The sequence below is a fragment of the Clostridioides sp. ES-W-0016-02 genome (assembly GCF_020641035.1).
Taxonomy (GTDB): Bacteria; Bacillota; Clostridia; order Peptostreptococcales; family Peptostreptococcaceae; genus Clostridioides.
Map to the genome: position 1 here is coordinate 1607194 of NZ_CP061361.1, position 24290 is coordinate 1631483.

Annotated in this window: 24 protein-coding genes and 1 other annotated feature; of the genes, 23 read left to right on the forward strand and 1 reads right to left on the reverse strand. The window is 28.7% G+C overall.

Features of this window, described 5'->3' with window-relative positions; all coding sequences use genetic code 11:
- The first annotated feature begins 2 nt into the window (after window positions 1-2).
- From hisB to IC758_RS07790, 6 genes are all read left to right on the forward strand, one after another.
- Window positions 3-581, forward strand: coding sequence for an imidazoleglycerol-phosphate dehydratase HisB (gene hisB, locus IC758_RS07765; protein WP_227432940.1), 579 nt, complete (start codon window positions 3-5; stop codon window positions 579-581).
- Between the two features lies 1 nt (window position 582).
- Complete coding sequence (gene hisH / locus IC758_RS07770) at window positions 583-1188, forward strand: imidazole glycerol phosphate synthase subunit HisH (protein WP_227482353.1); 606 nt, start codon at window positions 583-585, stop codon at window positions 1186-1188.
- Window positions 1185-1907: a 1-(5-phosphoribosyl)-5-[(5-phosphoribosylamino)methylideneamino]imidazole-4-carboxamide isomerase gene (gene hisA / locus IC758_RS07775; RefSeq protein WP_227823748.1), complete on the forward strand. Its 723-nt coding sequence runs from the start codon at window positions 1185-1187 to the stop codon at window positions 1905-1907. The genes hisH and hisA overlap by 4 nt, the downstream gene beginning before the upstream one ends.
- The gene (gene hisF / locus IC758_RS07780; protein WP_227834579.1) at window positions 1889-2647 is read left to right on the forward strand and encodes an imidazole glycerol phosphate synthase subunit HisF; all 759 of its coding nucleotides are present in this window, start codon (window positions 1889-1891) and stop codon (window positions 2645-2647) included. Before hisA ends, hisF begins: the two co-directional genes overlap by 19 nt.
- 28 nt (window positions 2648-2675) lie before the next feature.
- Window positions 2676-3344 (forward strand): bifunctional phosphoribosyl-AMP cyclohydrolase/phosphoribosyl-ATP diphosphatase HisIE, encoded by a 669-nt coding sequence (gene hisIE, locus IC758_RS07785; protein WP_227860859.1) that lies wholly within the window; start codon window positions 2676-2678, stop codon window positions 3342-3344.
- Window positions 3345-4154: 810 nt separating this feature from the next.
- Window positions 4155-5492, forward strand: coding sequence for an APC family permease (locus IC758_RS07790; RefSeq protein WP_227860860.1), 1338 nt, complete (start codon window positions 4155-4157; stop codon window positions 5490-5492).
- 93 nt (window positions 5493-5585) lie between these two features.
- On the opposite strand, the gene IC758_RS07795 is transcribed toward IC758_RS07790, so the two are convergent.
- Complete coding sequence (locus IC758_RS07795; RefSeq protein WP_227823751.1) at window positions 5586-6434, reverse strand: MBL fold metallo-hydrolase; 849 nt, start codon at window positions 6432-6434, stop codon at window positions 5586-5588.
- Window positions 6435-6936: 502 nt separating this feature from the next.
- On the opposite strand from IC758_RS07795, the gene IC758_RS07800 reads away from it, so the two are divergent.
- The 17 genes from IC758_RS07800 (at window position 6937) to IC758_RS07880 (ending at window position 24176) form a co-directional block, all read left to right on the forward strand.
- Window positions 6937-7770, forward strand: coding sequence for a polysaccharide deacetylase family protein (locus IC758_RS07800; RefSeq protein ID WP_227432951.1), 834 nt, complete (start codon window positions 6937-6939; stop codon window positions 7768-7770).
- Window positions 7771-7838: 68 nt separating this feature from the next.
- Window positions 7839-8795 (forward strand): peptidylprolyl isomerase, encoded by a 957-nt coding sequence (locus IC758_RS07805; RefSeq protein ID WP_227432952.1) that lies wholly within the window; start codon window positions 7839-7841, stop codon window positions 8793-8795.
- 51 nt (window positions 8796-8846) lie between these two features.
- Window positions 8847-9329: a sigma-70 family RNA polymerase sigma factor gene (locus tag IC758_RS07810; RefSeq protein ID WP_227432953.1), complete on the forward strand. Its 483-nt coding sequence runs from the start codon at window positions 8847-8849 to the stop codon at window positions 9327-9329.
- An 11-nt stretch (window positions 9330-9340) separates the two neighbouring features.
- Window positions 9341-10210, forward strand: a complete 870-nt coding sequence (locus tag IC758_RS07815) for a DUF3298 and DUF4163 domain-containing protein (protein WP_227831123.1) — start codon at window positions 9341-9343, stop codon at window positions 10208-10210.
- 42 nt (window positions 10211-10252) lie between these two features.
- On the forward strand, window positions 10253-11008 hold the full coding sequence (locus tag IC758_RS07820; RefSeq protein WP_227432957.1) for a DUF3298 and DUF4163 domain-containing protein: 756 nt from the start codon (window positions 10253-10255) through the stop codon (window positions 11006-11008).
- A 41-nt stretch (window positions 11009-11049) separates the two neighbouring features.
- A complete protein-coding gene (locus tag IC758_RS07825; protein WP_227432959.1) occupies window positions 11050-11877 on the forward strand; it encodes an XdhC family protein in 828 nt (275 codons plus the stop codon).
- On the forward strand, window positions 11877-12638 hold the full coding sequence (locus IC758_RS07830; protein ID WP_227860861.1) for a M48 family metallopeptidase: 762 nt from the start codon (window positions 11877-11879) through the stop codon (window positions 12636-12638). The genes IC758_RS07825 and IC758_RS07830 overlap by 1 nt, the downstream gene beginning before the upstream one ends.
- Before the next feature lie 154 nt (window positions 12639-12792).
- Window positions 12793-13051 (forward strand) — a binding site (T-box leader).
- A gap of 113 nt (window positions 13052-13164) precedes the next feature.
- Window positions 13165-13404 carry an ACT domain-containing protein gene (locus IC758_RS07835; protein WP_227432962.1) on the forward strand — a complete coding sequence of 80 codons (240 nt, stop codon included), beginning with the start codon at window positions 13165-13167 and terminating at the stop codon, window positions 13402-13404.
- Between the two features lie 325 nt (window positions 13405-13729).
- Window positions 13730-14719 carry a ketol-acid reductoisomerase gene (ilvC, locus tag IC758_RS07840; RefSeq protein WP_227432963.1) on the forward strand — a complete coding sequence of 330 codons (990 nt, stop codon included), beginning with the start codon at window positions 13730-13732 and terminating at the stop codon, window positions 14717-14719.
- A 50-nt stretch (window positions 14720-14769) separates the two neighbouring features.
- On the forward strand, window positions 14770-16458 hold the full coding sequence (ilvB, locus tag IC758_RS07845; RefSeq protein ID WP_227824256.1) for a biosynthetic-type acetolactate synthase large subunit: 1689 nt from the start codon (window positions 14770-14772) through the stop codon (window positions 16456-16458).
- Between the two features lie 220 nt (window positions 16459-16678).
- Entirely contained in the window at window positions 16679-17356 is a 678-nt protein-coding gene (locus IC758_RS07850) for a manganese catalase family protein (protein ID WP_227432965.1), read from the forward strand.
- 177 nt (window positions 17357-17533) lie between these two features.
- A complete protein-coding gene (locus IC758_RS07855; RefSeq protein WP_227831119.1) occupies window positions 17534-19570 on the forward strand; it encodes a thioredoxin domain-containing protein in 2037 nt (678 codons plus the stop codon).
- A 384-nt stretch (window positions 19571-19954) separates the two neighbouring features.
- Window positions 19955-20656, forward strand: a complete 702-nt coding sequence (locus tag IC758_RS07860) for a response regulator transcription factor (protein WP_227432970.1) — start codon at window positions 19955-19957, stop codon at window positions 20654-20656.
- A 7-nt stretch (window positions 20657-20663) separates the two neighbouring features.
- Window positions 20664-21581 carry a sensor histidine kinase gene (locus tag IC758_RS07865; protein ID WP_227432972.1) on the forward strand — a complete coding sequence of 306 codons (918 nt, stop codon included), beginning with the start codon at window positions 20664-20666 and terminating at the stop codon, window positions 21579-21581.
- Window positions 21582-21738: 157 nt separating this feature from the next.
- Window positions 21739-22662 (forward strand): ABC transporter ATP-binding protein, encoded by a 924-nt coding sequence (locus IC758_RS07870; RefSeq protein WP_227432974.1) that lies wholly within the window; start codon window positions 21739-21741, stop codon window positions 22660-22662.
- Entirely contained in the window at window positions 22655-23392 is a 738-nt protein-coding gene (locus IC758_RS07875) for an ABC transporter permease (RefSeq protein ID WP_227432975.1), read from the forward strand. Before IC758_RS07870 ends, IC758_RS07875 begins: the two co-directional genes overlap by 8 nt.
- Before the next feature lie 10 nt (window positions 23393-23402).
- Complete coding sequence (locus tag IC758_RS07880) at window positions 23403-24176, forward strand: ABC transporter permease (protein WP_227860862.1); 774 nt, start codon at window positions 23403-23405, stop codon at window positions 24174-24176.
- Window positions 24177-24290 lie beyond the last annotated feature (114 nt).

Genomic DNA, 24290 nt, shown 5'->3' on the forward strand with positions numbered 1-24290 from the left:
GTATGAGAGTTTGGAAGATAGAAAGAAATACGCTTGAAACACAGATTTTAGTAGAACTAAACATTGATGGTACTGGAAAAGTTGAGGTAGATACTGGAATTGGATTTTTAGACCATATGCTTACTTTAATGGCGTTTCATGGTAAGTTTGATTTAAAGATTATTTGTAAAGGAGATATATATGTAGATGACCATCATAGTGTGGAGGACATAGGTATAGCTGTAGGAGAGGCATTTAAAAATGCTTTAGGGGATAAAAAAGGAATAAGAAGATATTCTACTATCTACATACCTATGGATGAATCTTTATCCATGGTGTCTATTGATATAAGCAACAGACCATATCTTGTATTTAATGCAAAGTTTGATACTCAAACGATTGGTAGTATGAGTACTCAATGTTTTAAAGAATTTTTTAGAGCTTTTGTAAATGAATCTAGAGTAACTTTACATATTAATCTTTTGTATGGAGAAAATGACCATCACAAAATAGAAAGTATTTTTAAAGCATTTGCAAGAGCATTGAAAGAAGGTAGCGAAGTAATTTCCAATGAAATAGCATCTTCAAAGGGGGTCTTATAAAATGAATATAATAGTAGATTATGGTCTAGGAAATATAGATTCTGTATCTAGAGGTTTTAAGAAGGCTGGAATAGAAACTAAAATTTCTAACAATTTAAATGAAATAAAGAAGGCAAATTCACTAATACTTCCAGGTGTTGGAGCTTTTAGAGATTCTATAAATGCTTTAAATAAGCTAGATTTAGTGCCAATAATAAAAGAACATGTGTCAAAGGGAAAGTTTTTAATAGGCATATGTTTAGGCATGCAATTACTTTATGAAAAAAGCTATGAATATGGAGAATATGAAGGGTTAGGTCTTATAGAAGGTAGCATTGATAAACTGGATATAAGTTTAAAAGTTCCACATATGGGATGGAATAATCTAAAATTTAATAAGAAAAATGATGATATTCTTAAATATATTAAAGAAGATGACTATGTATACTTTGTTCATTCATATTATGCAAATTCATCAAATGAAGAACTTGTTGCGTTTTCAGAGTATGAGAAGAAGATTCCAGCAATAGTTAGAAAAGATAATGTATATGGTATACAATTTCATCCAGAAAAAAGTGGAGAAGTAGGTTTAAATATATTAAGAGCATATGGGGAGATGATAAAATGATAATATTTCCAGCAATAGATATAAAGGATAACAAGTGTGTAAGATTAACTCAAGGTGATTTTGACAAAGTAAATGTATATTATGATAATCCATTAGAAGTAGCATATAAATGGAAAAATGAAGGTGCAGAATATATACATATAGTAGATTTAAATGGAGCTAGAAGTGAATTTGGTGTAAATACAAAAACAATTGAAAATATAGCAAACAATATAAAAATACCTATTCAAGTAGGTGGAGGGGTTAGAGATAAGGAGAAAGTTCAAAGTTTAATAAAAGCAGGTGTTACTAGAGTGATACTTGGGAGTATCGCAATTGAAAATATGGAGTTAGTTGAAGAGTTGGTTAATGAATATCAAGAAAAAATTGTTGTTTCAATTGATGCTAAAAATGGAAAGGTAGCGGTTAGAGGTTGGGAAGTTGTAAGCAATGTAGATTCTCTGACTTTATGTAAACAACTTGAAAAAATAGGAGTAAAGACGATTGTTTATACAGACATATCAAAAGATGGTATGCTTCAAGGTCCAAACTTTGATATATATGAAAAAATATCAAAAGAGACATCTTTAAATGTTATTGCTTCTGGGGGAGTGACTTCTATTGAAGATATTAAAAAACTTAAAGATATGAACTTATATGGAGCAATAATAGGTAAAGCACTTTATGATAAGAAGATAGACTTTAAGGAGGCTCAACAACTATGCTTACTAGAAGAATAATACCATGTTTAGATGTACGAAATGGAAGAGTTGTAAAAGGGAAAAAATTTACAGATATAGTGGATGTGGACAGTCCAGAAGTCCTTGGAAAATTTTATAGTGACTGTGGCGCAGATGAACTTGTATTTTATGATATAACTGCATCAAATGAAGAAAGAAAGACATCTTTGGAATTTGTATCTAAAGTTGCAGAAAATATAAATATTCCATTTTGTGTAGGTGGAGGAGTAAATAAATTAGAAGACTTTACTAATATTTTAAGAAAAGGTGCAGATAAAGTTTCTATAAATTCATCAGCAGTAAAAAATCCTGAATTAATAAGAGAAGCCTCACTAAAGTTTGGTGCACAATGTGTAGTTTTATCAATAGATGCAAAAAAAAATGAAGCGGGTTCATGGAGTGTATATGTAAAAGGCGGTAGAGAGAAAACAGATTTAGATGCAATTGAATGGGCAGTCAAAGGTGTTGAACTTGGAGCTGGAGAGATTGTTGTAAATAGTATGGATGAAGATGGAATGAAAAATGGATATGATATAGAGTTACTGTCAAAAATAACATCTTTAGTAAATGTACCTGTTATAGCATCTGGAGGGGCTGGGAAAATGGAAGATTTCTATGAAGCAGTCAAAGAATCTAATGTAGATGGAATCTTAGCAGCATCTGTTTTTCATTTTGGAGAGATAAAAATAAAGGATTTGAAAAAGTATTTAAAAGAAATGGGTGTAGAAGTAAGATTATAAATTAAATATCTATAAGGAGATTGGAAAAATGAATGATAAATGTAATAATGTATGCAGTGAAAAATTTGAAGAATTTATAAAAAATGTAAAATTTGATGATAAAGGATTAGTTCCTGCTGTTGTTCAGGATATAATAAGTAAAGATGTATTGATGTTAGCATATATGAATGAGGAGTCTATAAAGAAAACTTTAAAAGACAAAATAGCTTGTTACTTTAGCAGAAGTAGACAAGAATTATGGGTTAAAGGTGAGACATCTGGAAATATTCAAAAAGTGGTCAAGATTTCTTATGATTGTGATGTAGATACAATATTACTTTTAGTTGAACAAACAGGTGTAGCTTGCCATACAGGTAATTACTCTTGTTTCTATAGAGATTTATTTGATGATACTGATAAAATTGACTTTGAAGTACAAAAAAATACATTAAAAGAATTATATGATTTAATAAATGAAAGAAAAAACAATCCTATTGAGGGGTCTTATACTAACTATCTATTTGACAAAGGTTTAGATAAAATTCTTAAAAAAGTTGGAGAAGAAAGCAGTGAAGTAATTATAGCCTCAAAAAATGAAGATAAAAGTGAACTTATTTATGAGATTAGTGATTTAGTATATCATACATTGGTTTTAATGATAGAAAAAGGTGTTGAAATTGATGAAATAAAAAAAGAATTAATTAAAAGAAGAAAATAGAATAAAAATAGATTGATAGAAAATAAGAAAGTATACCGTTTTTTAAAAAAAATGGTATACTTTCTTATTTTCTGTTTTATATTGTAGAGGAAAATCACAGGTTTCTTACTTAAGTTTATTATGTATACAATTTATCAATAAAACGATTATAATACATTATTTATTTTAGAAAAACTATGATTATATAATTAATATTTAAGAAAAATAATTTTAAATTAATTTTCATATTGAATAATATGGTCTGAAAAAGGATATGTTTTAAGATGAAATAGATATAAATTTTAACAAAAAGTAAACGTTTTCAAAACTAATATTTTATTTTTTACTAAAAAATAAAATATTAGTTTTGATTTATGGTTTAATTTGGGTTATAATAAATTGTTAAATTATTTATTACTATAAAACAAGCTATAAAATAAATAAAAGTGATACTATTTAGTCAAAAACATTAAGAATAAAATACAAATTACAAAAATATAATAAAATGTTTTTGAAAAACAGTGAAAATTTATTGCAAAAGGTTTAAATTAACTTTTACTTGTGGATAGAATCTATTTTAATAGATAAATAGATATTGAAATGTAAAACAATTTAACTGTTATGAAGAATGTATCATCATATTGGGATTTTTAATTTTTATAATTTTTTTAAAAAATTTTAATTTTACTTAAAAATTAAAATTTACAAAAGTTTAGCATATGTTATTTTATCTTAATAAATAATAAAAACTATTTTTCTATAATATTGGCATAGTAGATGCTTATATAACTATGAAATTAAAATTAAATAGGATGAAGTAGGAGGAAAAAAATGGGAAATAGTGAGCTAAAAAAGACTCTTGGTGTATCTGCAGCATTATCAACTGTTGTAGGTTCAGTAATAGGAGCAGGTGTATTTTTTAAACCGCAAGCAGTTTATACATTAACTGGAGGAGCTCCAGGACTCGGTATATTGGCATGGTTAATAGCAGGAATCATAACTATAACAGCTGGTCTTACAGCTGCAGAGGTATCAGTTGCAATACCAAAAACTGGTGGAATGATGGTATATATAAAAGAGATTTATGGAGATAAATTGGGATTTTTAACTGGATGGATGCAAATTGTATTATTTTATCCTGGGATGATGGCAGCATTAGGTGTCATATTTGGAGAGCAAGCATCAGCTTTAATTGGTAATTCATCATTATTACTTCCAATAGCAATTGGAATTATAGTGATAGTTGCAGGGCTGAATATGTTGGGTTCAAAAACTGGGGGAGCTATACAAACAATTTCTACAATATGTAAATTAATACCACTTATATTAATAATGATTGTTGGATTTATTAAAGGCAGTGGAGATAATCCAATACTTAGTCCTATGGTTGGTGAAGGATTAAGTCTAGGAAGTGTAATAGGTCAAGTTTTAATTGCTATATTATTTGCATTTGATGGATGGATGAATGTTGGTACTTTGGCTGGAGAAATGAAAAATCCAGGAAAAGACCTTCCAAAAGCTATAATAGGTGGATTATCAGTGGTTATGGCTGTTTACTTTGTAATAAACTTAGCATATCTTTGGGTATTACCAGCTAGTGAGCTAGCTAATTACGCTTCACCAGCATCAGCAGTTGCTGAGGTTATATTTGGTTCAATAGGTGGAAAAATAATATCTGTAGGTATATTAATTTCAGTATTTGGAGCATTAAATGGATTCTTATTAACTGGTTCAAGAGTGGCCTATACTTTAGCAACAGATAAAACTTTGCCTAAATATAAAGTATTTTCTAAATTAAATTCTGCTCAAGTTCCAGCAAATTCTATAGTATTAGTATCTGTTCTTGCAGCTATCTATGCTTTATCAGGTCAATTTAATTTATTAACTGATTTAGCAGTATTTGCTACTTGGATATTCTATGTATTGACATTTATAGGGGTAATGAAGCTTAGAAAAACTCACCCAGATATACCAAGAGAATACAAAGTACCACTATATCCAATTGTTCCAATAATAGCTATAGTGAGTGGTATATTTGTCGTAGTTAATCAATTATGCTTCGCGGGTATGAAAACTACTATGATATCTGTTGGAGGTCTTATAATAACAGCTATAGGCTTGCCAGTGTATGCTTATATGACTAAGAAAACAAAAAATGAGTCTAACTAGTTTATAAATACTTTATGATTATATAAAAAATAAAATCTCAATCTATAACGTAGATAGATTGGGATTTTATTTTTTTATTTTTAGCTTTTATAATTACACTTCTAAAAAATCACCTGTCTTAAAATACTCTATTTTGTCTCCAAGTAATTTTTTCATGTAATCAAATGCAACTAATCCTGTACAATGGAATGTATATATTTTCTGAAAACCAATTGTGTTAAGTTCCTTTATGACATCATCTATGTATTCTGTAGAACAGTTAAGTCCACCTTGTTTTGATAAATTATCCATATGAAATCCTCCAATAATAAACTTAATTGATTTATCTGGAAAGTATTTTTTAACAGTATGAGCGATATTTACAATTCCACTATGACTACAACTACTTATTATTGATACATAGTCTCCATCCACATATACTAAGAATAATTCGTGTTTAAAATCATCTTCAATAAACATATTGTCCTTAAATTTTAACAGATTTTTATCTCTACAAAAGAAATCTTTATTATTGTTTTTATCAGAGAAGATATAAAGATTTTCACTAAGTTTGTAAAAATCATCTATCCAAATAAAGTTTTTATTAAAATCTTCAAATAAGCCCTTTCTATTTCCTATATAGTAGTTTTCTTGCTGATTTTCGTTATGGTAGAAATATTCATATAATTTAGCTTGAGATTTTATATAAACGTTAATATCTTTATTAATTTCAAAAAATTTATCTATACCGCCAATATGGTCGGAATGATTATGAGATATTACAAGTGCATCTAAATTTAATAAATCAACATTTAAATTTTTAGCATTTTCTATAAAATTTCCACTTTTTCCTGTATCTAATATATATCTTTTATCATTAATTTCTAAAAATAAAGATAAACCATGTTCAGATTTTAAGTTTTTGGAGCCAGAAATATTTTCAATTAAAGAAATTACCTTCATAAACAATACCTCCCAATAATATTTTTAGAATTTTTATACAACTAATACTTATATTGTAACAAATTATTATGTTGTAATGTAAAAAGTTTCCTATAAAGTATAACACTTTGTAGACAAGTTTATAAATTTTTATTTAATAACAAAAACAAATGTATATGAATATATAAAATATAAGGTCAAAACAAGAAATAATATTATTTTCTTAATATATTTCTTATTTTAAATTTCTATTTTATAGAAAAAAAATTATAAATTTTAAAAATTAGAAACGACATTTTAACTAGTATTAATTGTAAAAAACACTATATAATACTCAATTTTCAACATTCTATACAATTATACAGAAATTATACAGCATAATAATCAGCAAAATAACAAATTTTAAAAATTAAGTAAAACTTTTTGTCGAAGTTCAACGTCTATATATATGTAGTGTAGATTCTGATTCTAAAATACTACAAAAATATAAATGTAAAAATATAGTAATATTGGAGGTCGAACGATGAGAAATAAAAAGAAAAAAATAAATAGAAAGAGATTGTATTTGCTTTTAAGTGCTATAGTAGTCTGTTTAGCATTTATAATAATTGGCATACGAGTTAGTTATATGAACATGAAAGAAGATGAAATTAGTAGAAATGCTAAACTATCAAGTTCTACTATTACAGATATAATATCTAATACATCAGCAGAAGTTAGTAAAGGGCCTAGTAAAAGTTCTGGAAAAGTAGCATACATAACTATAGATGATGGTCCATCTAAATTTACTGACCAAATGATAAAAACTTTAAATAAGTATAATGTTAAAGCAACTTTTTTTATGATAGATGGAAATATGAAGGAATATCCACAGCAAGTTAAAAATATAATTAAAAATGGGAACACAGCAGGTTTTCATAGTGTATCTCATGATATTCATAAACTTTATGTTACTAGTACATCAGCAAAAGATGAATTTGATACGAATGATCAGACTCTTTATAGTATAACTGGTAAACATTCAAAAGTAATAAGAATTCCTTATGGAAGTAAACCATATACTCCACAAGCTTCATATCAAGCCTTAGTTGATGCAGGGTATAAAATTTGGGATTGGGATTTAGATACTGAAGACTGGAAATCTAATTCTGCACAAATTGTACAGAATGTAAAAGCTCATATTAAGAATAGAAAAGGTGAAGATAAGGATCAACTTGTAGTTTTAATGCATGAGAAAAAACAAAGTGCAGAAGCTTTAGATTCAATTTTAAAATTTTTATCAGATGAAGGCTATGAATTTGCAGCAGTAGAGCAAAATCAGATACCAAAAAATTATTGGTTACGTAATTTGGAATAGTAAAAATAAAAAATGTTGATTAAGAGTTTTAAAAATTGAAAATAAAAAATGAGTGAGGTGTAAGTGTTTTGAATAAAAAACTTTGTGTAGGAATGGTCGGAGTACTATCTTTAATGATGGTTGGTTGTAATAAAAGTTTAGCTAAAGTGAATGATGTAGAAATCACAAAGGCGCAATATGAAAAAACAAAGGCAGTATTATCTGCTACTAACAGTTATATAAATGGTCAATCTTTAGATGAAATGGAAAAAAGTTTAGATAAAAAAGGTAGAAATAAATTAGAAAATGTTATAATATCGTTTATGGTGGATAATGAACTTTTATATCAAGAGGCTAAGGATAAAGGATTAACTCCAAGTAAAGGTGAGATAGACTCAAAATATCAAGAACTAGAAAATGAAATGAATTTGAATACAAGCTATAAAGAAAAAATGGACAAAGCAGGTGTAGATAAGGAATATTTAAAGCAAGAAATATCTAGAGATTTAGCCATAGACAAAAGTAAAAAAGCCTTTGAAAATAAAATAAATATAAGTGATGCTGAGATGGAATCTTATTATGTAAATCATAAAAAAGATTTTAACGTAGAAGAAGTAAGTGCTTCTCAAATATTGATATCAACTTTAGACAAAAATAAAAAAGAAGTAAGTAAGGATAAAAAAGAAGCTTTAAAAAAAGAGGCAGAGAGTATATTGACTAAAATCAAAAATGGAGAAAGTTTTGAAGCATTGGCTAAAAAATATTCAGATGACAAAGCGACTGGAAAAAATGGAGGTCAGCTAGGATATTTTTCAAAGAATGATAAAAATGCTGAATTTACAAAAAAAGTATTCAAATTAAAGAAAAATGAGGTTTCAGGTGTTTTTGAAACTAGTTATGGATATCATATAGTCAAAGTTACTGATAAAAGAGAAAGACAAAAAAGTCTTAATGAGTGTCAGAGTTTAGTAAGAGAATCTATTTTAAACGAAAAATATATTGAGCACATAAAAAAATTGAATGAAAGTGCAAAAGTAGAGAGATAGAATCTATAAAAACTCAATCCTAGCCTGTAGCCGGAGGGAGATTTTACAGGAATGTTTAAGAGTTTAAAGAGAAGGAAAGTTGAGAGATACATTATCGATAATAAAGACTCTTTTTATAGAATTGCATATAGTTATACAAAAAATGAAGAGGACGCATTAGATGTGGTTCAAGAAGCCATGTATAAGGCTCTATATTCAGTAGAAAACCTTAAAGAAGTAAATTATATAAAAACATGGTTTTATAAAATTCTAGTTAGAACGAGTATAGATTTTATTAGAAAAAACCGCAAATATAATAATATGACAGATATCACTCTTATAGATGAGACAGGAGAATGTGATAAGTATACTGATTTAGACTTAAAAAAAGCATTAGAAGAATTACCTATTGAATATAAATCTATTATAATATTGAGATTTTTTGAGGATTTAAAGATTGAAGAAGTAGCAATAATATTGGATGAAAATGTGAATACTGTTAAAACTAGGTTATACACTGCTTTAAAAAAATTAAAATTAAAAATTGAAGAGTAGGGATAAAAAGAATGACGAACAAAGAAAGGTTAGATAAGTTAAGAGATGAGTATCATAAAATTCCAATACCAAAGAAACTAGATACTATAATAAATCATAAAAAAATAAAAGATATATATTGCGAACAAAATAAAAAGATAAATAAATGGAGATTTAAAGTCATTATGGCTTCAGCCTGTATGTTTATAGTATTAGTAAATATTAGCCCTGTATTTGCAGATAACTTTTCTAAATTACCTATAATTGGAGGATTAGTAAAAGTAGTAACTATAAAAAATTATAGTTTAAAAAACGAAAACTATGAAGCTAAAATTGATATTCCTAAAATACAAGGTTTAAAAGATAAAAATTTAGAGAAGAGATTAAATAATAGTTTTATGGAAGATGGAAAGAGGCTTTATGATGAATTTCAAAATAGAATGGAAAAAATAGAATTATCAAAAAATAAGGAACATAAGTATTTAAGCTTAAGTTATAGTGTTAAAAATAATTCTAAAGATTTTCTATCAATAGAAATGACAAAAAATGAGATAGAAGCATCATCATATGTGAGCAAAATACATTATAATGTTGATAAAAAAAGACAAATAGTTTTAACTTTACCTATGCTTTTTAAGGATGATAAATATATAAAAGTTATTAGTAATAATATAAAAGAACAAATGCGAAATCAAATGAAAAATGACAGCACAAAATCATATTTTATAGATCAGGGGAAAGATTCTCCTGTTAAAGATTTTAAAACAATAAATAAATATCAAGATTTCTATTTTAATAAAAATGAAGACCTTGTAATTTGTTTTGACCAGTTTGAAGTAGCACCTGGTTATATGGGTTCAGTAGAATTTGTAATTCCATATAAAGTAATAAAAAATTTGTAAATAGAATAGTAATTTATATATAAATATATTAAGGAGGTTAATATGAATACATATAAAAAACTTAAAAAATCTATATTTAAAATTGCTGTGATTTCAGTGTGTCTACTTGTAGCATTAGTAAATGTAAATCCTATATTTGCAGGAAGTTCTTCTGATAGAGTTATAAAAAATAATCCGATAAAAGTGATAAATGCTAAAAATTATAGTTTGAAACAAGATAATTATGAAGTCAATATCAAAATTCCTAAAATAGAAGGTTTAAAAGATAAAGATTTAGAGAATAAATTAAACAATGAATTTATGGAAAATGGGAAAAAACTTTATAGTGAATTTCAAAATAAAATGAAAAAAGAAAACAACAAAGGTCATAGATACTTAAATGTAAGTTATAGTGTAAAAAATAATTCTAAGGGCTTTTTATCTATAGAAGTTAAAAAAGAAGAGATAGAAGCTTCCTCATATGTAACTAAAACACATTATACTATTGATAAAAATAGAGAAATACTATTAAACTTACCAATATTTTTTAAAGATAGTAGATATATGGATGCTATAAGTGATAATATAAAAGGACAGATGAAAAATCAAATTAAGAAAGACAATACAAAATCATATTTTATAGACCAAGAAAAAGATTCCCCAGTAAAAAATTTTAAGTCTATAAATAAGTATCAAGATTTCTATTTTAATAAAGATGGAAACCTTGTAATTAGTTTTGATGAATATGAAGTAGCTCCTGGGTATATGGGGCCAGTTGAGTTTGTAATACCAGACAAAGTAATAAAAAACTTAAAGTAGACATATAGAAGATTTTTAAATAGACTAGTAAGGAGAAATATATGAATATATATGAACAAGCGATAAAGTTAATAGAAAATAATGAGGACTTTGCATTTGCTACAATAACTTCTCACTCAGGTTCAACACCACGTGAAACTGGAGCAATGATGATTGTAAAAAGTGATGGCTCTATATTTGGTTCTGTAGGTGGGGGAAGTGTAGAAGCAACATGCATAAAACATTCAATTAATGTTATAAAAAATAGAGAGTCAATGTTGTATAAATTTACTCTAAATAAAACTGATATAGCAAAGCTTGGAATGATATGTGGTGGTACTGGAGAAATACAGATAGATTTTATTGATAGTAATTTGAAAAGCAATTTAGAAAGATTTAATAAAAACTTAAAAGAAAATATAAGTAAAGCATATATATTTGGTGCAGGTCATATTTCAAAAGATGTAGCAGTAATATTATCACTTCTAGAGTTTAGAACAATAGTAATAGATGATAGAGAGGAATTTGCTAATTCTGAAAGATTTCCACACTCAGAAGTGGTAGTTTTAGATTCTTTTGAAAATATACCAGATTTTCCAATTGATGAGAATAGCTATATAATTATTTTAACGAGAGGTCATCTATATGATTCAAGTTCATTGGAATGGGCTCTTAAAACGAATCCTTGCTATATAGGTATGATTGGAAGTAGAACAAAAATTGGATTGACATACGAAAAACTTATGAAAAAGGGGTTCAGTAAGCAAGAACTAAATAAAGTACATGCTCCAATAGGAATAAAACTAGATGCTCAAACACCAGCAGAAATAGCTGTGTGTATAGCAGCTGAACTTATAAATTGTAGAGCAAATAAGGAAAAAAGAAATTAATGAAAATGATGAGCAAAGGTTATCAGATTTTAAATATTAATTTTAAAAATAAAGAAATAGAAGCAGTATTACTGTATAAAAATAGAAAAAATATTTGCATAAAAATAGACTCATTTGGCAAAGTAGTTGTAATAAGTCCACCTAAAGTTTCTAAAAAAATAATAGAAGAAATAATAATTAAAAAAGGAGACTGGATACTTAAAAAATCTGGTGAGTATAAAGACAGAGAGGAAGCATACAAGCAAAGAACATTTATGACAGGTGACAAATTTCTTTATCTTGGTGAAGAATATTGCTTAGTTGTAAATAAAACTTTGGATGATTGTGCGAAAAAAAGTAAGTGTAAAATAAATCTTGAAGAATATAAAATAATTGTTAAAACAAATGACCTAAGTAAAGATTTTATCAAAAAATCTTTACAGTGTTGGTACAAAAATGAAAGTCAAAGAATTGTTTCAGAAAGAATCGATTTTCTTAAGTCGAATTGTGATATAATGAAGCAACTAACACCAGTTAATGTAAAAGTAAAAGAACAAAAAAGTAGATGGGGGAGTTGTACATCTCAAAAAAATATTTATATAAATTCAAAAATATCTATGGCGAGATTAGATGTAATTGACTATATAATAGTACATGAGTTTAGTCATTTATTACATATGAATCACTCAAAAAAATTTTATGATTTGGTAAAAAATATTATGCCAGAGTATAAAGATAAAGAAAATTGGCTTAAAAAAAATGGATATAAGATAATAATATGAAAACGATTATTTCAAATGTTCATTTAAAATATAAAAAAGTGATTATTGCGAAGAAAAAAAATAATCTGAAAATTTTAAAAAAGTCGTTGACATTCCAAAAGATAGATAATATAATCTATATTAACAGCAAAACAAAGTTAAAAAAATTAGATAGATAAAAGCAATGACAGAGACAACAATACTAATAGAGTTATCTACAGAGAACCAATGTTGCTGAGAATTGGTGTTAACAGTAGTATAATGATCACTCTGGAGCTTTTGTACTGAATATATTTTAGTAAGTACAAACGTCTGCCAACGTTATATGGCTAAGGTTAAGGTAATCAATTACCCGACCTGAAAAAAGAGTGGTAGATATATTTTTTATATCTACAAATAAGGTGGTACCGCGGAATTTAACTTTCGTCCTTATAAGTAATATTTATATTGCTTATAAAGATGAAAGTTTTTTTATTTTGAGCGATATAAAAGATTAATCCATATAAAATTAATGAAAATAATAATAAAAAATAAGGAGGAGTTTTTTATGGAAAATACTGTATATGCTAAATTAAACCAAGGAATAGATTCTTTTTTAAGAGTGGCGATGACACTTAGAAGAAGAGAAGTTGATATACAATCAATAAGTATGACTGTAGATAATATGAATAATTCAGGTATAAAATTGATAGTAAATGAAGAAAAGACATCTCTAGATAGTGTCTTAAATCACATGAAGAAACTACATGATATAAGAGAAATAACTGTTGAACAAGTAAGACACTAATTAAATATGACTTATAAAAATTAAAAACTAGTATGAAGAAACTAATGTTTAAATAAAAACTAAAGAAAAATATTAGATGAGAAAAATTTTAGATTAAAAATACGATTATTATTGAAATTATAAACCTATTACAAATTCTAAAAACTGAAAATTATAAATATTAAGATTATTAAAACTATAAATATTGAGATTCTGAAGATTAAAATTCTATAAATTAGAAAATAAAGTTTGTTAAGTAGCATAGAATCAATGATAATGAGTATAAATTTCTAATAAAAATAAATATCACAAAATAATTGAGAGAAAATATTGGGAGGAAGTAAAGATGGCAAAGATGTATTATGAAAATGATGTAAATTTAGAGGTTTTAAAAAATAAAAAGGTTGCAGTTTTAGGCTATGGAAGTCAAGGTCATGCACATGCACAAAACCTTAGAGATAATGGTGTGGATGTAGTGATAGGACTTTATGATGGAAGTAAGTCAGCGCAAAAAGCAAAGGAAGATGGATTTGAAGTAAAGAGTGTAGCAGAGGCTACGAGAGAAAGTGATTTAACAATGTTGTTAATGCCTGATGAAAAGCAAAAGAAAGTTTATGAAGAAAGCGTTAGAGATAATTTAAAAGAAGGTCAAACATTAGCATTTGCACATGGATTCAATATACACTATAATCAAGTACAACCACCAGAATTTGTTGATGTTGTAATGGTAGCTCCTAAAGGACCTGGTCACTTAGTTAGAAATGTATTTACTAAAGGAAGTGGAGTTCCAGCATTGTTTGCAGTATATCAAGATTACACTAAAAAAGCCACAGAGACAGTTTTGGCATATGCAAAAGGAATAGGAGCTACAAGAGCAGGTGTTTTAGAAACTACTTTTAAAGAAGAAACAGAAACTGACTTATTTGGAGAGCAATCAGTACTTTGTGGTGGTATAAGTGAACTTATAAAATTAGGATATAAGACACTTGTAGATGCAGGGTATCAAAAGGAAGTAGCATATTTTGAATGTCTACATGAAATGAAACTAATAGTTGACCTTATATATGAAGGTGGATTTGAAAGAATGAGATACAGCATAAGCGATACAGCAGAATATGGAGATTATGTATCTGGTAAAAGAGTAATAACTGATGCAGCAAAACAAGGTATGCAGGATGTATTAGAAGATATACAAAATGGAAAATTTGCTAAGGCATGGATTAAAGAAAATGAAGAAGGGCGTGAAAACTTCCTAAAAACTAGAGAAGCAGAATATGCTACAGAAATAGCTGAAGTTGGTAGAAATTTAAGAAGTATGATGTCATTCTTGAAATAAATATATTAAATGGATTAGTTTGAGGGAAAGAGTGGTGCATAGTAGTGCGTATGAACGGAGCAAAGGTAATTTTAGAATGTTTAAAGAAAGAGGGAGTTGACACAATATTTGGATATCCTGGTGGAGCAGTAATACCTCTTTATGATGCTCTATATGATTATACAGATTATTTTAAACATATAAGGACTTCACATGAACAAGGTTTGGTTCATGCAGCAGATGGATATGCAAGAAGCACTAATACAGTGGGGGTTTGTTTTACAACATCTGGACCAGGAGCAACGAATGCTATAACTGGTATAGCAACAGCCTTTATGGATTCTTCTCCTATGGTTGTAATTTCAGGTCAAGTTCCAACTAGTTTATTGGGGAAAGATTCTTTTCAAGAAATTGATATAACTGGAGCAACCTTATCTATGACAAAGCACAATTATCTAGTTAGAAATACTAAAGAGTTAGTACCTACAATAAAAGAAGCTTTTAAAGTTGCAAACTCAGGTAGAAAAGGACCTGTACTTGTGGATGTTCCAAAGGATTTGTTTTTAGCAGAAATGGATTTTAATGATGAGGACTATGGTTTATGTCAAATAGATGAGTATATGGATTATAAGGATGATTTTGACTTAGATGATGAAAACAACTTTAAACTTTTAAAAGATGCAGTGGAGATGATAAAAGAGTCTAAAAAACCTATAATATATGCTGGTGGAGGTGTTAAATCATCCAATAGTGAAGAAGTTCTTGTAAAATTTGCAACTAAGATAGATACACCTATATTAAATACACTTATGGGACTTGGAAATATAGATAGAAAAAATGAATTATCTCTTGGAATGGTTGGAATGCATGGAAGTAGAGAAAGTAACTTAGCACTTTCTAATTCAGATTTAGTGATAGCGATAGGTGCAAGATTTAGTGATAGAGTAATAAGTAAAAGTTCTGAATTTGCTAAAAATGCAAAAGTAATACACATAGATATAGACCCATCTGAAATAAGTAAAAATATAAAGTCCAATATATCTTTAGTTGGAGATGTAAAGATGGTTCTTAGTCTACTACTAGAAAGAGTTGAAGGTAAGGACAATAGCAATTGGAAAGAGGAAATAAAGACCTTTAGAAAAGGTGAGGGTGTAGAGGAAAAAGAGTTTCATCCACAGAATATACTTAGAAAAATAAACGAAAAATACGAGCAATTGGCAAATCCAACTGTAGTTGTTACTGATGTTGGCCAGCACCAAATGTGGTCTGCAAAGTATTGGGATTTTAAAGGAAATAAAAGTTTTATAACATCAGCAGGTCTAGGAACTATGGGATTTGGTCTAGGAGCAGCTATTGGAACTAAAGTTGGTAATTTAGATAAAAATGTAGTTTTAGTTACTGGTGATGGAAGCTTTAGAATGAATTGTAATGAGTTAGCTACAGTTGCAAATTATAATGTACCTATGCTTATTTTATTGCTTAATAATAGAACTCTAGGAATGGTAAGACAATGGCAGAAATTATTTTCTAATCAAAGATACTCTCAAACTGATATTAATGAAAATGTAGACTATGTTAAGCTTGTAAATGCTTATAATATAGATGGATATAAAGCATGTGATATGGAAGGATTAGAAAGAATTTTGGATGCAATAGATTTTAATAAACCTGTGTTTTTACAATGTGATATAGATAAAGACTATGATGTTTATCCTATTGTAGCTCCTAATGATGCATTAGAAAATTTGATATGTAACTAAAAATTGATACTGAATATTGATAAAGTTTTTTATTAAACTTTTATTGATATTCAGTTTTTTATTTTACAATAATCTCAAGTATAGATTAATATTTTTTAGTTTTATAATAATTTAATTCATGTATGATAAAGTATTGATTAAATATTAATGATGGAATTTAGAATAATAATGTAACTTAAGTAAATAATAATTCTGAATAATAATTTACGGAGGTATTTATATGTTTAAGCATGATAAAGCTTTATTAAAAGAAGTAAAAGTAGAAAGACCAAACCCTCAATATGCCGTTTTGATGCAAGAACAGTTAGGTGGTGGAAATGGAGAATTAAAAGCAGCAATGCAATATTTAGCTCAAAGCTTTAGAATAAAAGACCCTCAAATAAAAGATTTATTTCTTGATATAGCAGCAGAAGAACTTAGTCATATGGAAATGGTAGGTCAAACTATAAATTTATTAAATGGGCATGATGTTGATTACAAAGCAGTTGATACAGGGGAAATCGAAACTCATGTTTTAACTGGATTATCACCAGTATTAATAAATTCATCAGGAGCTCCATGGACTGCTGATTATGTTACAGTTACAGGTGATTTAGTAGCTGATTTACTTTCAAATATAGCTTCTGAACAAAGAGCAAAGGTAGTTTATGAGCATCTATATAGACAAATTGATGATAAATATGTAAAAGAAACAATTGATTTTTTACTTAATAGAGAAGAAGCACATAATGCTTTATTTAGAGATGCTTTAAACAAGGTTAAAGATACAGGTTCAAACAAGGATTTTGGAGTTACAGAAGATTCTAAGCTATACTTCGATTTATCAACTCCAGGACCAAATCATGATACTAAGATAGATATCAATCCTCCTTCTTTTGAAAAACCTTTAAAGAAATAGCTTGATATTTCTTGTATTGTTTTGTTTTGGTAGGTATTTTAAAAATTATTTGCCTAGAGGAATTAAGTAGATAAAAACTTAAATATATACAGTTAAAAATGGGTATATGCTTATTATAAGTGTATATCTATTTTTTTATTGCAAAACATATAACAAAATAATAAATGAGGTGGTATTATGGCAACGAATAAAAAACCTAATAATTTAATAAGTGAGAAATCTCCATATCTTCTGCAACATGCATATAATCCCATAAATTGGCATAGTTGGAACGACGAAACTTTTAAAAAGGCAAAGGAAGAAGATAAACCGATATTTTTAAGTATTGGATATTCAACTTGCCACTGGTGTCATGTTATGGAAAATGAATCTTTTGAAGATGAAGAAGTTGCTGAAATAATGAACAAAAACTTTATAGCAATAAAAGTAGACAAGGAAGAAAGACCAGATATAGATAGTGTGTATATGACAGTTTGTCAAGCAATGACAGGTAGTGGTGGATGGCCAATGACTATAATAATGACTCCTGATAAAAAACCTTTTTTTGCAGGAACTTATTTTCCAAAATACTCAAGATATAATAGACCAGGTGTTATAGATTTATTGGAAAATGTATCTGACAAATGGAATACAAATAAGGATATGCTTATAAAATCTGGAAATGAAATAGTAGAGGCTCTTAAAGATGATTTTGGAGTGAAAAATACAGATGGTGATTTATCAAAAGATATGTTGAGTTCATCAGTTAGAATATTTAAAACTATTTATGATGATAAATATGGTGGTTTTGGTAATGCACCTAAGTTTCCAAGTCCTCAAAATCTTATGTTTTTGATGAAATACTATAGTATAGAAAAAGATGAAGATGTATTAAAAATGGTGGAAAAAACTTTAGATGGAATGTACAGAGGAGGTCTATTTGACCATATTGGATTTGGTTTTTCAAGATATTCCACTGATAAAAAATGGTTAGCACCTCATTTTGAAAAGATGCTATATGACAATGCTATGCTTACAGTTGCATATTTAGATGCATACAAGATAACCAAGAAAGAGTTATATAAAGAAATTGCTATAAAAACTATAGATTATGTAATTAGAGAGATGCAAGATAAAGAAGGTGGATTTTATTCAGCACAAGATGCAGATAGTGAGGGCGAGGAAGGTAAATTTTATACATTTAATCCACTTGAAATAATTGATATATTAGGTGAAGAAGATGGAAAATTCTTTAATGATTATTTTGATATAACTAGTAGTGGAAATTTTGAGGGGAAAAGTATTCCTAATCTCATAGAAAATAAAGAATATGATAAGTATAATGAAAGAATAGCTAATTTGAGTAAAAAGGTATTTGAATATAGGAGAGAAAGAACTTCTTTGCATAAAGATGATAAAATTCTGACATCATGGAATGCATTGATGGTAGTAGCTTTAGCAAAGGCTTATAAAACTCTAAAAATGGATAGATATTTAGAGTATTCAAATAAGTGTATTGATTTTATAAATAGTAATCTTGTGAATAAAGCAGGTAGATTATTAGCTAGATATAGAGATGGTAGTGCTGATTATTTAGCATATTTGGATGATTATGCATTTTTAATATGGGCATATATAGAACTTTATGAATCAACATTTGATATAAAGTATTTAGAAGAGGCATTAAAATTAAATGAAAGTTGTATTGAGCTTTTTTGGGACTATGAAAAAAGTGGATTTTACCTATATGGTAAAGATAGTGAAAATTTAATAGCAAGACCAAAAGACTTGTATGATGGAGCTATTCCATCAGGTAATTCTGTACAATTATATAATCTTATAAGACTTGCAAAAACTACTGGTGACAATAAACTTGAAGAATTGTCATACAAGCAATTAAAGCTTTATTCAGATAGTGTAAAAAATTCACCAACAGGATATAGTTTTTATATGCTTTCATTAATGTATGAACTTTATCCTACAAAAGAAATCATATGTATTTTAAAGGAAAACTCTGATTTAATTGGTTTTAAGACTTTAGTAAGTGAAAATTTTTTACCAAATTCAACTTTTTTAGTAAAAAAATACAATGAAGAAAATACTAAGATAGATTTTTTAAATAATTATAGATTAAAAAACGACAAAACTACTTATTATGTATGTCAAAATAATAGTTGTAGTCAACCATTTAATGATTTACAAAAGCTAAATGATATAATTTTTATGAGAGACTAATTATAATGTTGAAAGAACTCAGTATTGATATTTGATACTGAGTTCTTTTTGCAATAGTTATTCACCTAGTTACATTTTACTGTTCTCCTTTCTTTTTAGGGATATTTACGTAGTTCTTATTATTAGGCAAAATAAATCATGGTATTCGCACTCCATTTCTTGATTTTATTTGGTTCTCCATATATAATATATGCTGATATATTATAACGAAAGAACCATTTGAATATGGAATATATGTCTTGCCCCTAAGTGACGATAAAATGGGGCATTTCTGAAAGATGGTGCAAAATATACTGGAATTTTCAAAAATTGATTATATGTGGCTAATACTAAAAGACTCTAAAAAGTCGTATAGTAGAACAAAGAGGAGAAAGGAGCTATAATATGAATAATGTTGTGATTATAGACGATGACAAAGAGCTTTGTGCTCTTATGAAAAAATGTGTAGAGCAAGAAAATTTATCTGCTATTATTGCACATGGAGGTGTGGAGGGATTACGCCTGACTGATGAAAACAAAAATAGCTGCTCTCTTGTGATTTTGGATGTAATGATGCCAGACATAGATGGGTTTCAAGTTCTGAAAAAAATTAGGGAAACAAGTAATGTCCCAGTACTTATGCTTACCGCTAAAAGTGACGAGAATGATAAAGTTTCTGGGTTGCGTCTAGGTGCTGACGATTATCTAACAAAGCCATTCTGCATAAATGAGCTTATGGCTCGTATCAATTCTCTTATTCGCCGTTATACTATGTTAAACCCTACTTTTGTAACAGATACAGATTGCATAATAATAAAAGGCATGGTTATTGACAGAACAAATCGCGTTGTTTCCGTTGACAATATTCCTGTTCAGCTTACAAGCAAAGAATTTGATTTACTTTCTTTTCTGGCTTCTAATAAAGGACGAGTGTTTACCAAAAAACAGATTTATATGCAAGTGTGGGGAGAAGAATATGCTTTTGATGATAGTAATATTATGTCTTTTATCAGTAAATTACGGAAAAAGATTGAAGCAGACCCTGGACATCCATTTTATATTTTGACAGTCCGAGGTGTTGGCTATCGTTTTAATAAGGAGGCATAATCTAAATATGAATGTTTATCTGCTTTTTGCATTTGCTCTTGCTTTAATTATTATAGTGTATCTCGTTTCTATTTTGTGGCGTGTCCGAACACAGCTTGCACTTATAAAATATGCTTTAGAAGATATAAAAAACGGGAACCTTAACCGACGTGTTTTAACAAGGAAGAGTGATATAACAAGACAAATTTGCTATGATATTAACGAAATTGCAATCAACAGTCAATCACAGCTTATCCAGCAGAAACAATCGGAACAAGCATACAAACAGCTAATGACAAGTCTTTCCCATGATGTAAAAACTCCACTTGCTTCTTTGGTTGGTTATTTGGAGGCAATCGAAACTGATATTGTTGTAGGAGAAGAAAAGGACGAATATATACATGTTGCGTATAATAAAGCCCAACACTTAAAACATTTTGTAGAAAATCTATTTGAATGGGTGAAATTGGATTCTAGGGAACAGATTTTTCATTTTGAACTTTTCGATTTGAATGAATTATCTCGTAATATTATAGCTGATTGGGTTCCTATTTTAGAAAAATGCCATTTTGAATATGAAATTGATATACCTGAAACTGAGTATGCTATGCACATAGATGTAAACGCATATACCCGCATTCTTAATAATCTATTACAAAATATCATTAGGCATAGTGATGGAGATAAAGTAACACTACGTATTTTTGAAAATGAACAGCAAGTCAAAATTGTAGTAGAAGATAACGGGAAAGGAATATCTTCTGATAATCTCCCACATATCTTTGAAAGAATGTATCAATGTGACCATTCTAGGTCATCAAAAGGTAATGGCTTAGGATTGGCGATTGTAAAAGAACTTATCAATGTTCACAAAGGAACGATTACCGCCAACAGCACCATTAATATGGGGACTATATTTACAATATTGCTTCCGAAAGCTCTGTAAAATGCAGGGCTTTCTTTCTGCTAAAACAAGATAAAAGCAAGGTTTTAGCAAGGTTTTGGCAAGGTTTATGTTGTATACTTCTAATTGTGATTGTTTCTGATATTCTATCAGTTATCACATGACAAAAGTAGTTTTATGGAAAGTGAGGAAATTTTATATGAATGATTTTGTGATTGAAACAAAACATCTGACAAAAGTTTATGGAGAACAGGAAGTGGTTAGCAAAGTCAATCTCCATATTAAAAAAGGTCAAATTTATGGTTTGTTAGGACGCAATGGAGCTGGTAAAACCACGATTATGAAAATGATTTTAGGACTGACGCCTATCACTTCTGGCGAAGTAACTGTATTCGGAAAAAATATCAAAGGTAGAGAAAAACAAATATATCCCCGTATTGGCGCAATTATTGAAACACCAGGATTTTATCCAAATTTAACTGGAACAGAAAATCTTGAAATTTTTGCGAAGCTGCGCGGCACAGCCAGCCCACACGCAGTTGAAAACGCATTGAAAATAGTAGGATTGCATTATAAAGACAAAAAGCTGTTTGGTAAGTATTCACTTGGAATGAAACAGCGTCTGGGAATTGCAAATGCTATTTTACATGACCCAGAAGTGCTGATTTTGGATGAACCTACAAACGGTCTTGACCCTATTGGCATTGCTGAAATGAGAGATTTTATTAAACATTTAAGTGTTGAGTGCGGAAAAACGATTCTTATTTCAAGTCATATTCTTTCGGAAATTTCATTATTGGCTGATGATATTGGAATCATCAACAATGGTGTCCTCTTGGAAGAAAGCAGCATGAGCCAACTAGAAAAGAAAAATCGTAAATATATACTGCTGCAAGTGTCAGATACTCCAAAAGCTTTACTGATTTTAGAGCGTCAATTCAACTTAAAAGATTATTCTGTTCAAGACAGCCATAGCTTACGTATTTACGACACTAATCTGAATATGGGTGAAATAAATAAAGCCCTTGTTATGCAGAATGTTACTGTAACTAGTTCGGGGATTTGTAATGATACTTTAGAGGACTATTTCAAAAAAATTACAGGAGGAGAAGGCATTGCTTAAATTTATTCAAACAGAATTTCTTAAACTGCGCCGCAAGAAACTTATTTGGTTAATGTTGTTAGCTACTCTCATTATGCCATTTTTCGCACTATTATATTTCAAGCATTTGGGAGAAACTGATGTTGACCCAATACAATTTTATAAATGGTCTGCGTTCAGTTATACTATTTTTATTATTTTGCCTGTCGTTTTGGGAATGCTTTGTACGATACTTATGCGCGAAGAAAATCAGTATGATATACTCAAACAACTTTTGATTGTGCCTATAAGCAAAATGGGATACTTTTTCAGTAAATTTTTTGTGGTTTTGATTTACTCTATTTGTTTCATGCTGATTACAGCCATTGCTTCTATTATATTCAGTATACTTCCTGGATATGTCGTATTTGAATGGGGAAGCGTTTTATATTTACTGAAAAAATGTTTGGAATTTGGTGTTATTATTGCTTTTGTAATGCTACCAATTTTAGCAATCGCTGTGTCGCAAAAAGGATACATTCTCCCAACTTGTATAACATTGGTGTATGCCTTTTCTGGTTTTATCTTAATGACAGTAAATATGTATTTACACCCGTTATCCAGTATGGCAGTTATCGTTATGCGAAATAAAGATATTCCAGGTCTTGTATATACACAGGCAATTAACATTCCACTTGCATTTCTTTGTATTTGCATTTGGGATATTGTTTCAATAGTACTTGTAAATATAGCATTAAGAAAAAGAAAGTGAGGTATGAATCATGCAAAAATTACTTTGGGCTGAAAGCCAAAAGCTTCGCCGTTCAAAGGTTGTTTGGATTGCAGTTTTTGCAATAGTTATGGTAGCTACTATGATTTTTGCAGGAGGACAAGGTGTGCATGATGGACCAGATTTACATTATGGATTAAAAACTGTATATGAGGGCTCTCGGTATATAGACAATGCAGGGTGGTATATGGACGAAGTTCAACCCTGGGCAACTTTTTTTGTTCTTCCAGCAGTCATTGCCCTTTTAGGGAGTTATATGATTTGTCGTGAAGAAGATGATGATGCCATAAAATCTCTGCGCCTAATTCCTGTAAATGAAGCAAAATTAACCATTGCAAAAATGATTGTTACTTTTGCATTTAGCATACTCCTTTATTTGTTGCTCTTTGCCATAACATTTTTGACTGAAGTTATTTTACATCTTTCCGATTTATCAGTAGAACTGATTTTAAGTTCTTTGAAAGAATATTTTTTAGGTGGTGTAGGTGTATTCCTTGCAATTTCACCCATTATCGCGCTGGTCTCACGTATGAAAAAAGGGTATTGGCTTGCGTTAGTATTTACTGAAATTTATTCTGTTACTGGACTATTTGCGAGTATGTCAAATACTCTAAAAACCTTTTATCCTATTTCAGCTATATTTAACTTTTCTGGTTACCACATAACCACTGTAGGAAAAATAATGGGGAGTACTATAATATTGTTGCTGTGCATCTGTCTTTCTGCCTTTATACTGAAAGGGCTAAAACATAGTGAAGAAAATTGAAATAGGTAATATCAAAATGAAGAAGATGAAAAAGCTGATTATGCTTATTGTATTTCTATTGCTCTTTGATATGCTACACTGTTATATCGAATGGAAATTCAACAATGACTCATC

What these genes read in the sequence shown, in the direction of transcription:
- hisB (WP_227432940.1), top strand. Translation starts at nt 3, where the DNA reads ATGAGAGTTTGGAAGATAGAAAGAAATACGCTTGAAACACAGATTTTA.
- hisH (WP_227482353.1), top strand. Translation starts at nt 583, where the DNA reads ATGAATATAATAGTAGATTATGGTCTAGGAAATATAGATTCTGTATCT.
- hisA (WP_227823748.1), top strand. Translation starts at nt 1,185, where the DNA reads ATGATAATATTTCCAGCAATAGATATAAAGGATAACAAGTGTGTAAGA.
- hisF (WP_227834579.1), top strand. Translation starts at nt 1,889, where the DNA reads ATGCTTACTAGAAGAATAATACCATGTTTAGATGTACGAAATGGAAGA.
- hisIE (WP_227860859.1), top strand. Translation starts at nt 2,676, where the DNA reads ATGAATGATAAATGTAATAATGTATGCAGTGAAAAATTTGAAGAATTT.
- IC758_RS07790 (WP_227860860.1), top strand. Translation starts at nt 4,155, where the DNA reads ATGGGAAATAGTGAGCTAAAAAAGACTCTTGGTGTATCTGCAGCATTA.
- IC758_RS07795 (WP_227823751.1), bottom strand. Translation starts at nt 6,434, where the DNA reads ATGAAGGTAATTTCTTTAATTGAAAATATTTCTGGCTCCAAAAACTTA.
- IC758_RS07800 (WP_227432951.1), top strand. Translation starts at nt 6,937, where the DNA reads ATGAGAAATAAAAAGAAAAAAATAAATAGAAAGAGATTGTATTTGCTT.
- IC758_RS07810 (WP_227432953.1), top strand. Translation starts at nt 8,847, where the DNA reads ATGTTTAAGAGTTTAAAGAGAAGGAAAGTTGAGAGATACATTATCGAT.
- IC758_RS07815 (WP_227831123.1), top strand. Translation starts at nt 9,341, where the DNA reads ATGACGAACAAAGAAAGGTTAGATAAGTTAAGAGATGAGTATCATAAA.
- IC758_RS07820 (WP_227432957.1), top strand. Translation starts at nt 10,253, where the DNA reads ATGAATACATATAAAAAACTTAAAAAATCTATATTTAAAATTGCTGTG.
- IC758_RS07825 (WP_227432959.1), top strand. Translation starts at nt 11,050, where the DNA reads ATGAATATATATGAACAAGCGATAAAGTTAATAGAAAATAATGAGGAC.
- IC758_RS07830 (WP_227860861.1), top strand. Translation starts at nt 11,877, where the DNA reads ATGAAAATGATGAGCAAAGGTTATCAGATTTTAAATATTAATTTTAAA.
- IC758_RS07835 (WP_227432962.1), top strand. Translation starts at nt 13,165, where the DNA reads ATGGAAAATACTGTATATGCTAAATTAAACCAAGGAATAGATTCTTTT.
- ilvC (WP_227432963.1), top strand. Translation starts at nt 13,730, where the DNA reads ATGGCAAAGATGTATTATGAAAATGATGTAAATTTAGAGGTTTTAAAA.
- ilvB (WP_227824256.1), top strand. Translation starts at nt 14,770, where the DNA reads ATGAACGGAGCAAAGGTAATTTTAGAATGTTTAAAGAAAGAGGGAGTT.
- IC758_RS07850 (WP_227432965.1), top strand. Translation starts at nt 16,679, where the DNA reads ATGTTTAAGCATGATAAAGCTTTATTAAAAGAAGTAAAAGTAGAAAGA.
- IC758_RS07855 (WP_227831119.1), top strand. Translation starts at nt 17,534, where the DNA reads ATGGCAACGAATAAAAAACCTAATAATTTAATAAGTGAGAAATCTCCA.
- IC758_RS07860 (WP_227432970.1), top strand. Translation starts at nt 19,955, where the DNA reads ATGAATAATGTTGTGATTATAGACGATGACAAAGAGCTTTGTGCTCTT.
- IC758_RS07865 (WP_227432972.1), top strand. Translation starts at nt 20,664, where the DNA reads ATGAATGTTTATCTGCTTTTTGCATTTGCTCTTGCTTTAATTATTATA.
- IC758_RS07870 (WP_227432974.1), top strand. Translation starts at nt 21,739, where the DNA reads ATGAATGATTTTGTGATTGAAACAAAACATCTGACAAAAGTTTATGGA.
- IC758_RS07880 (WP_227860862.1), top strand. Translation starts at nt 23,403, where the DNA reads ATGCAAAAATTACTTTGGGCTGAAAGCCAAAAGCTTCGCCGTTCAAAG.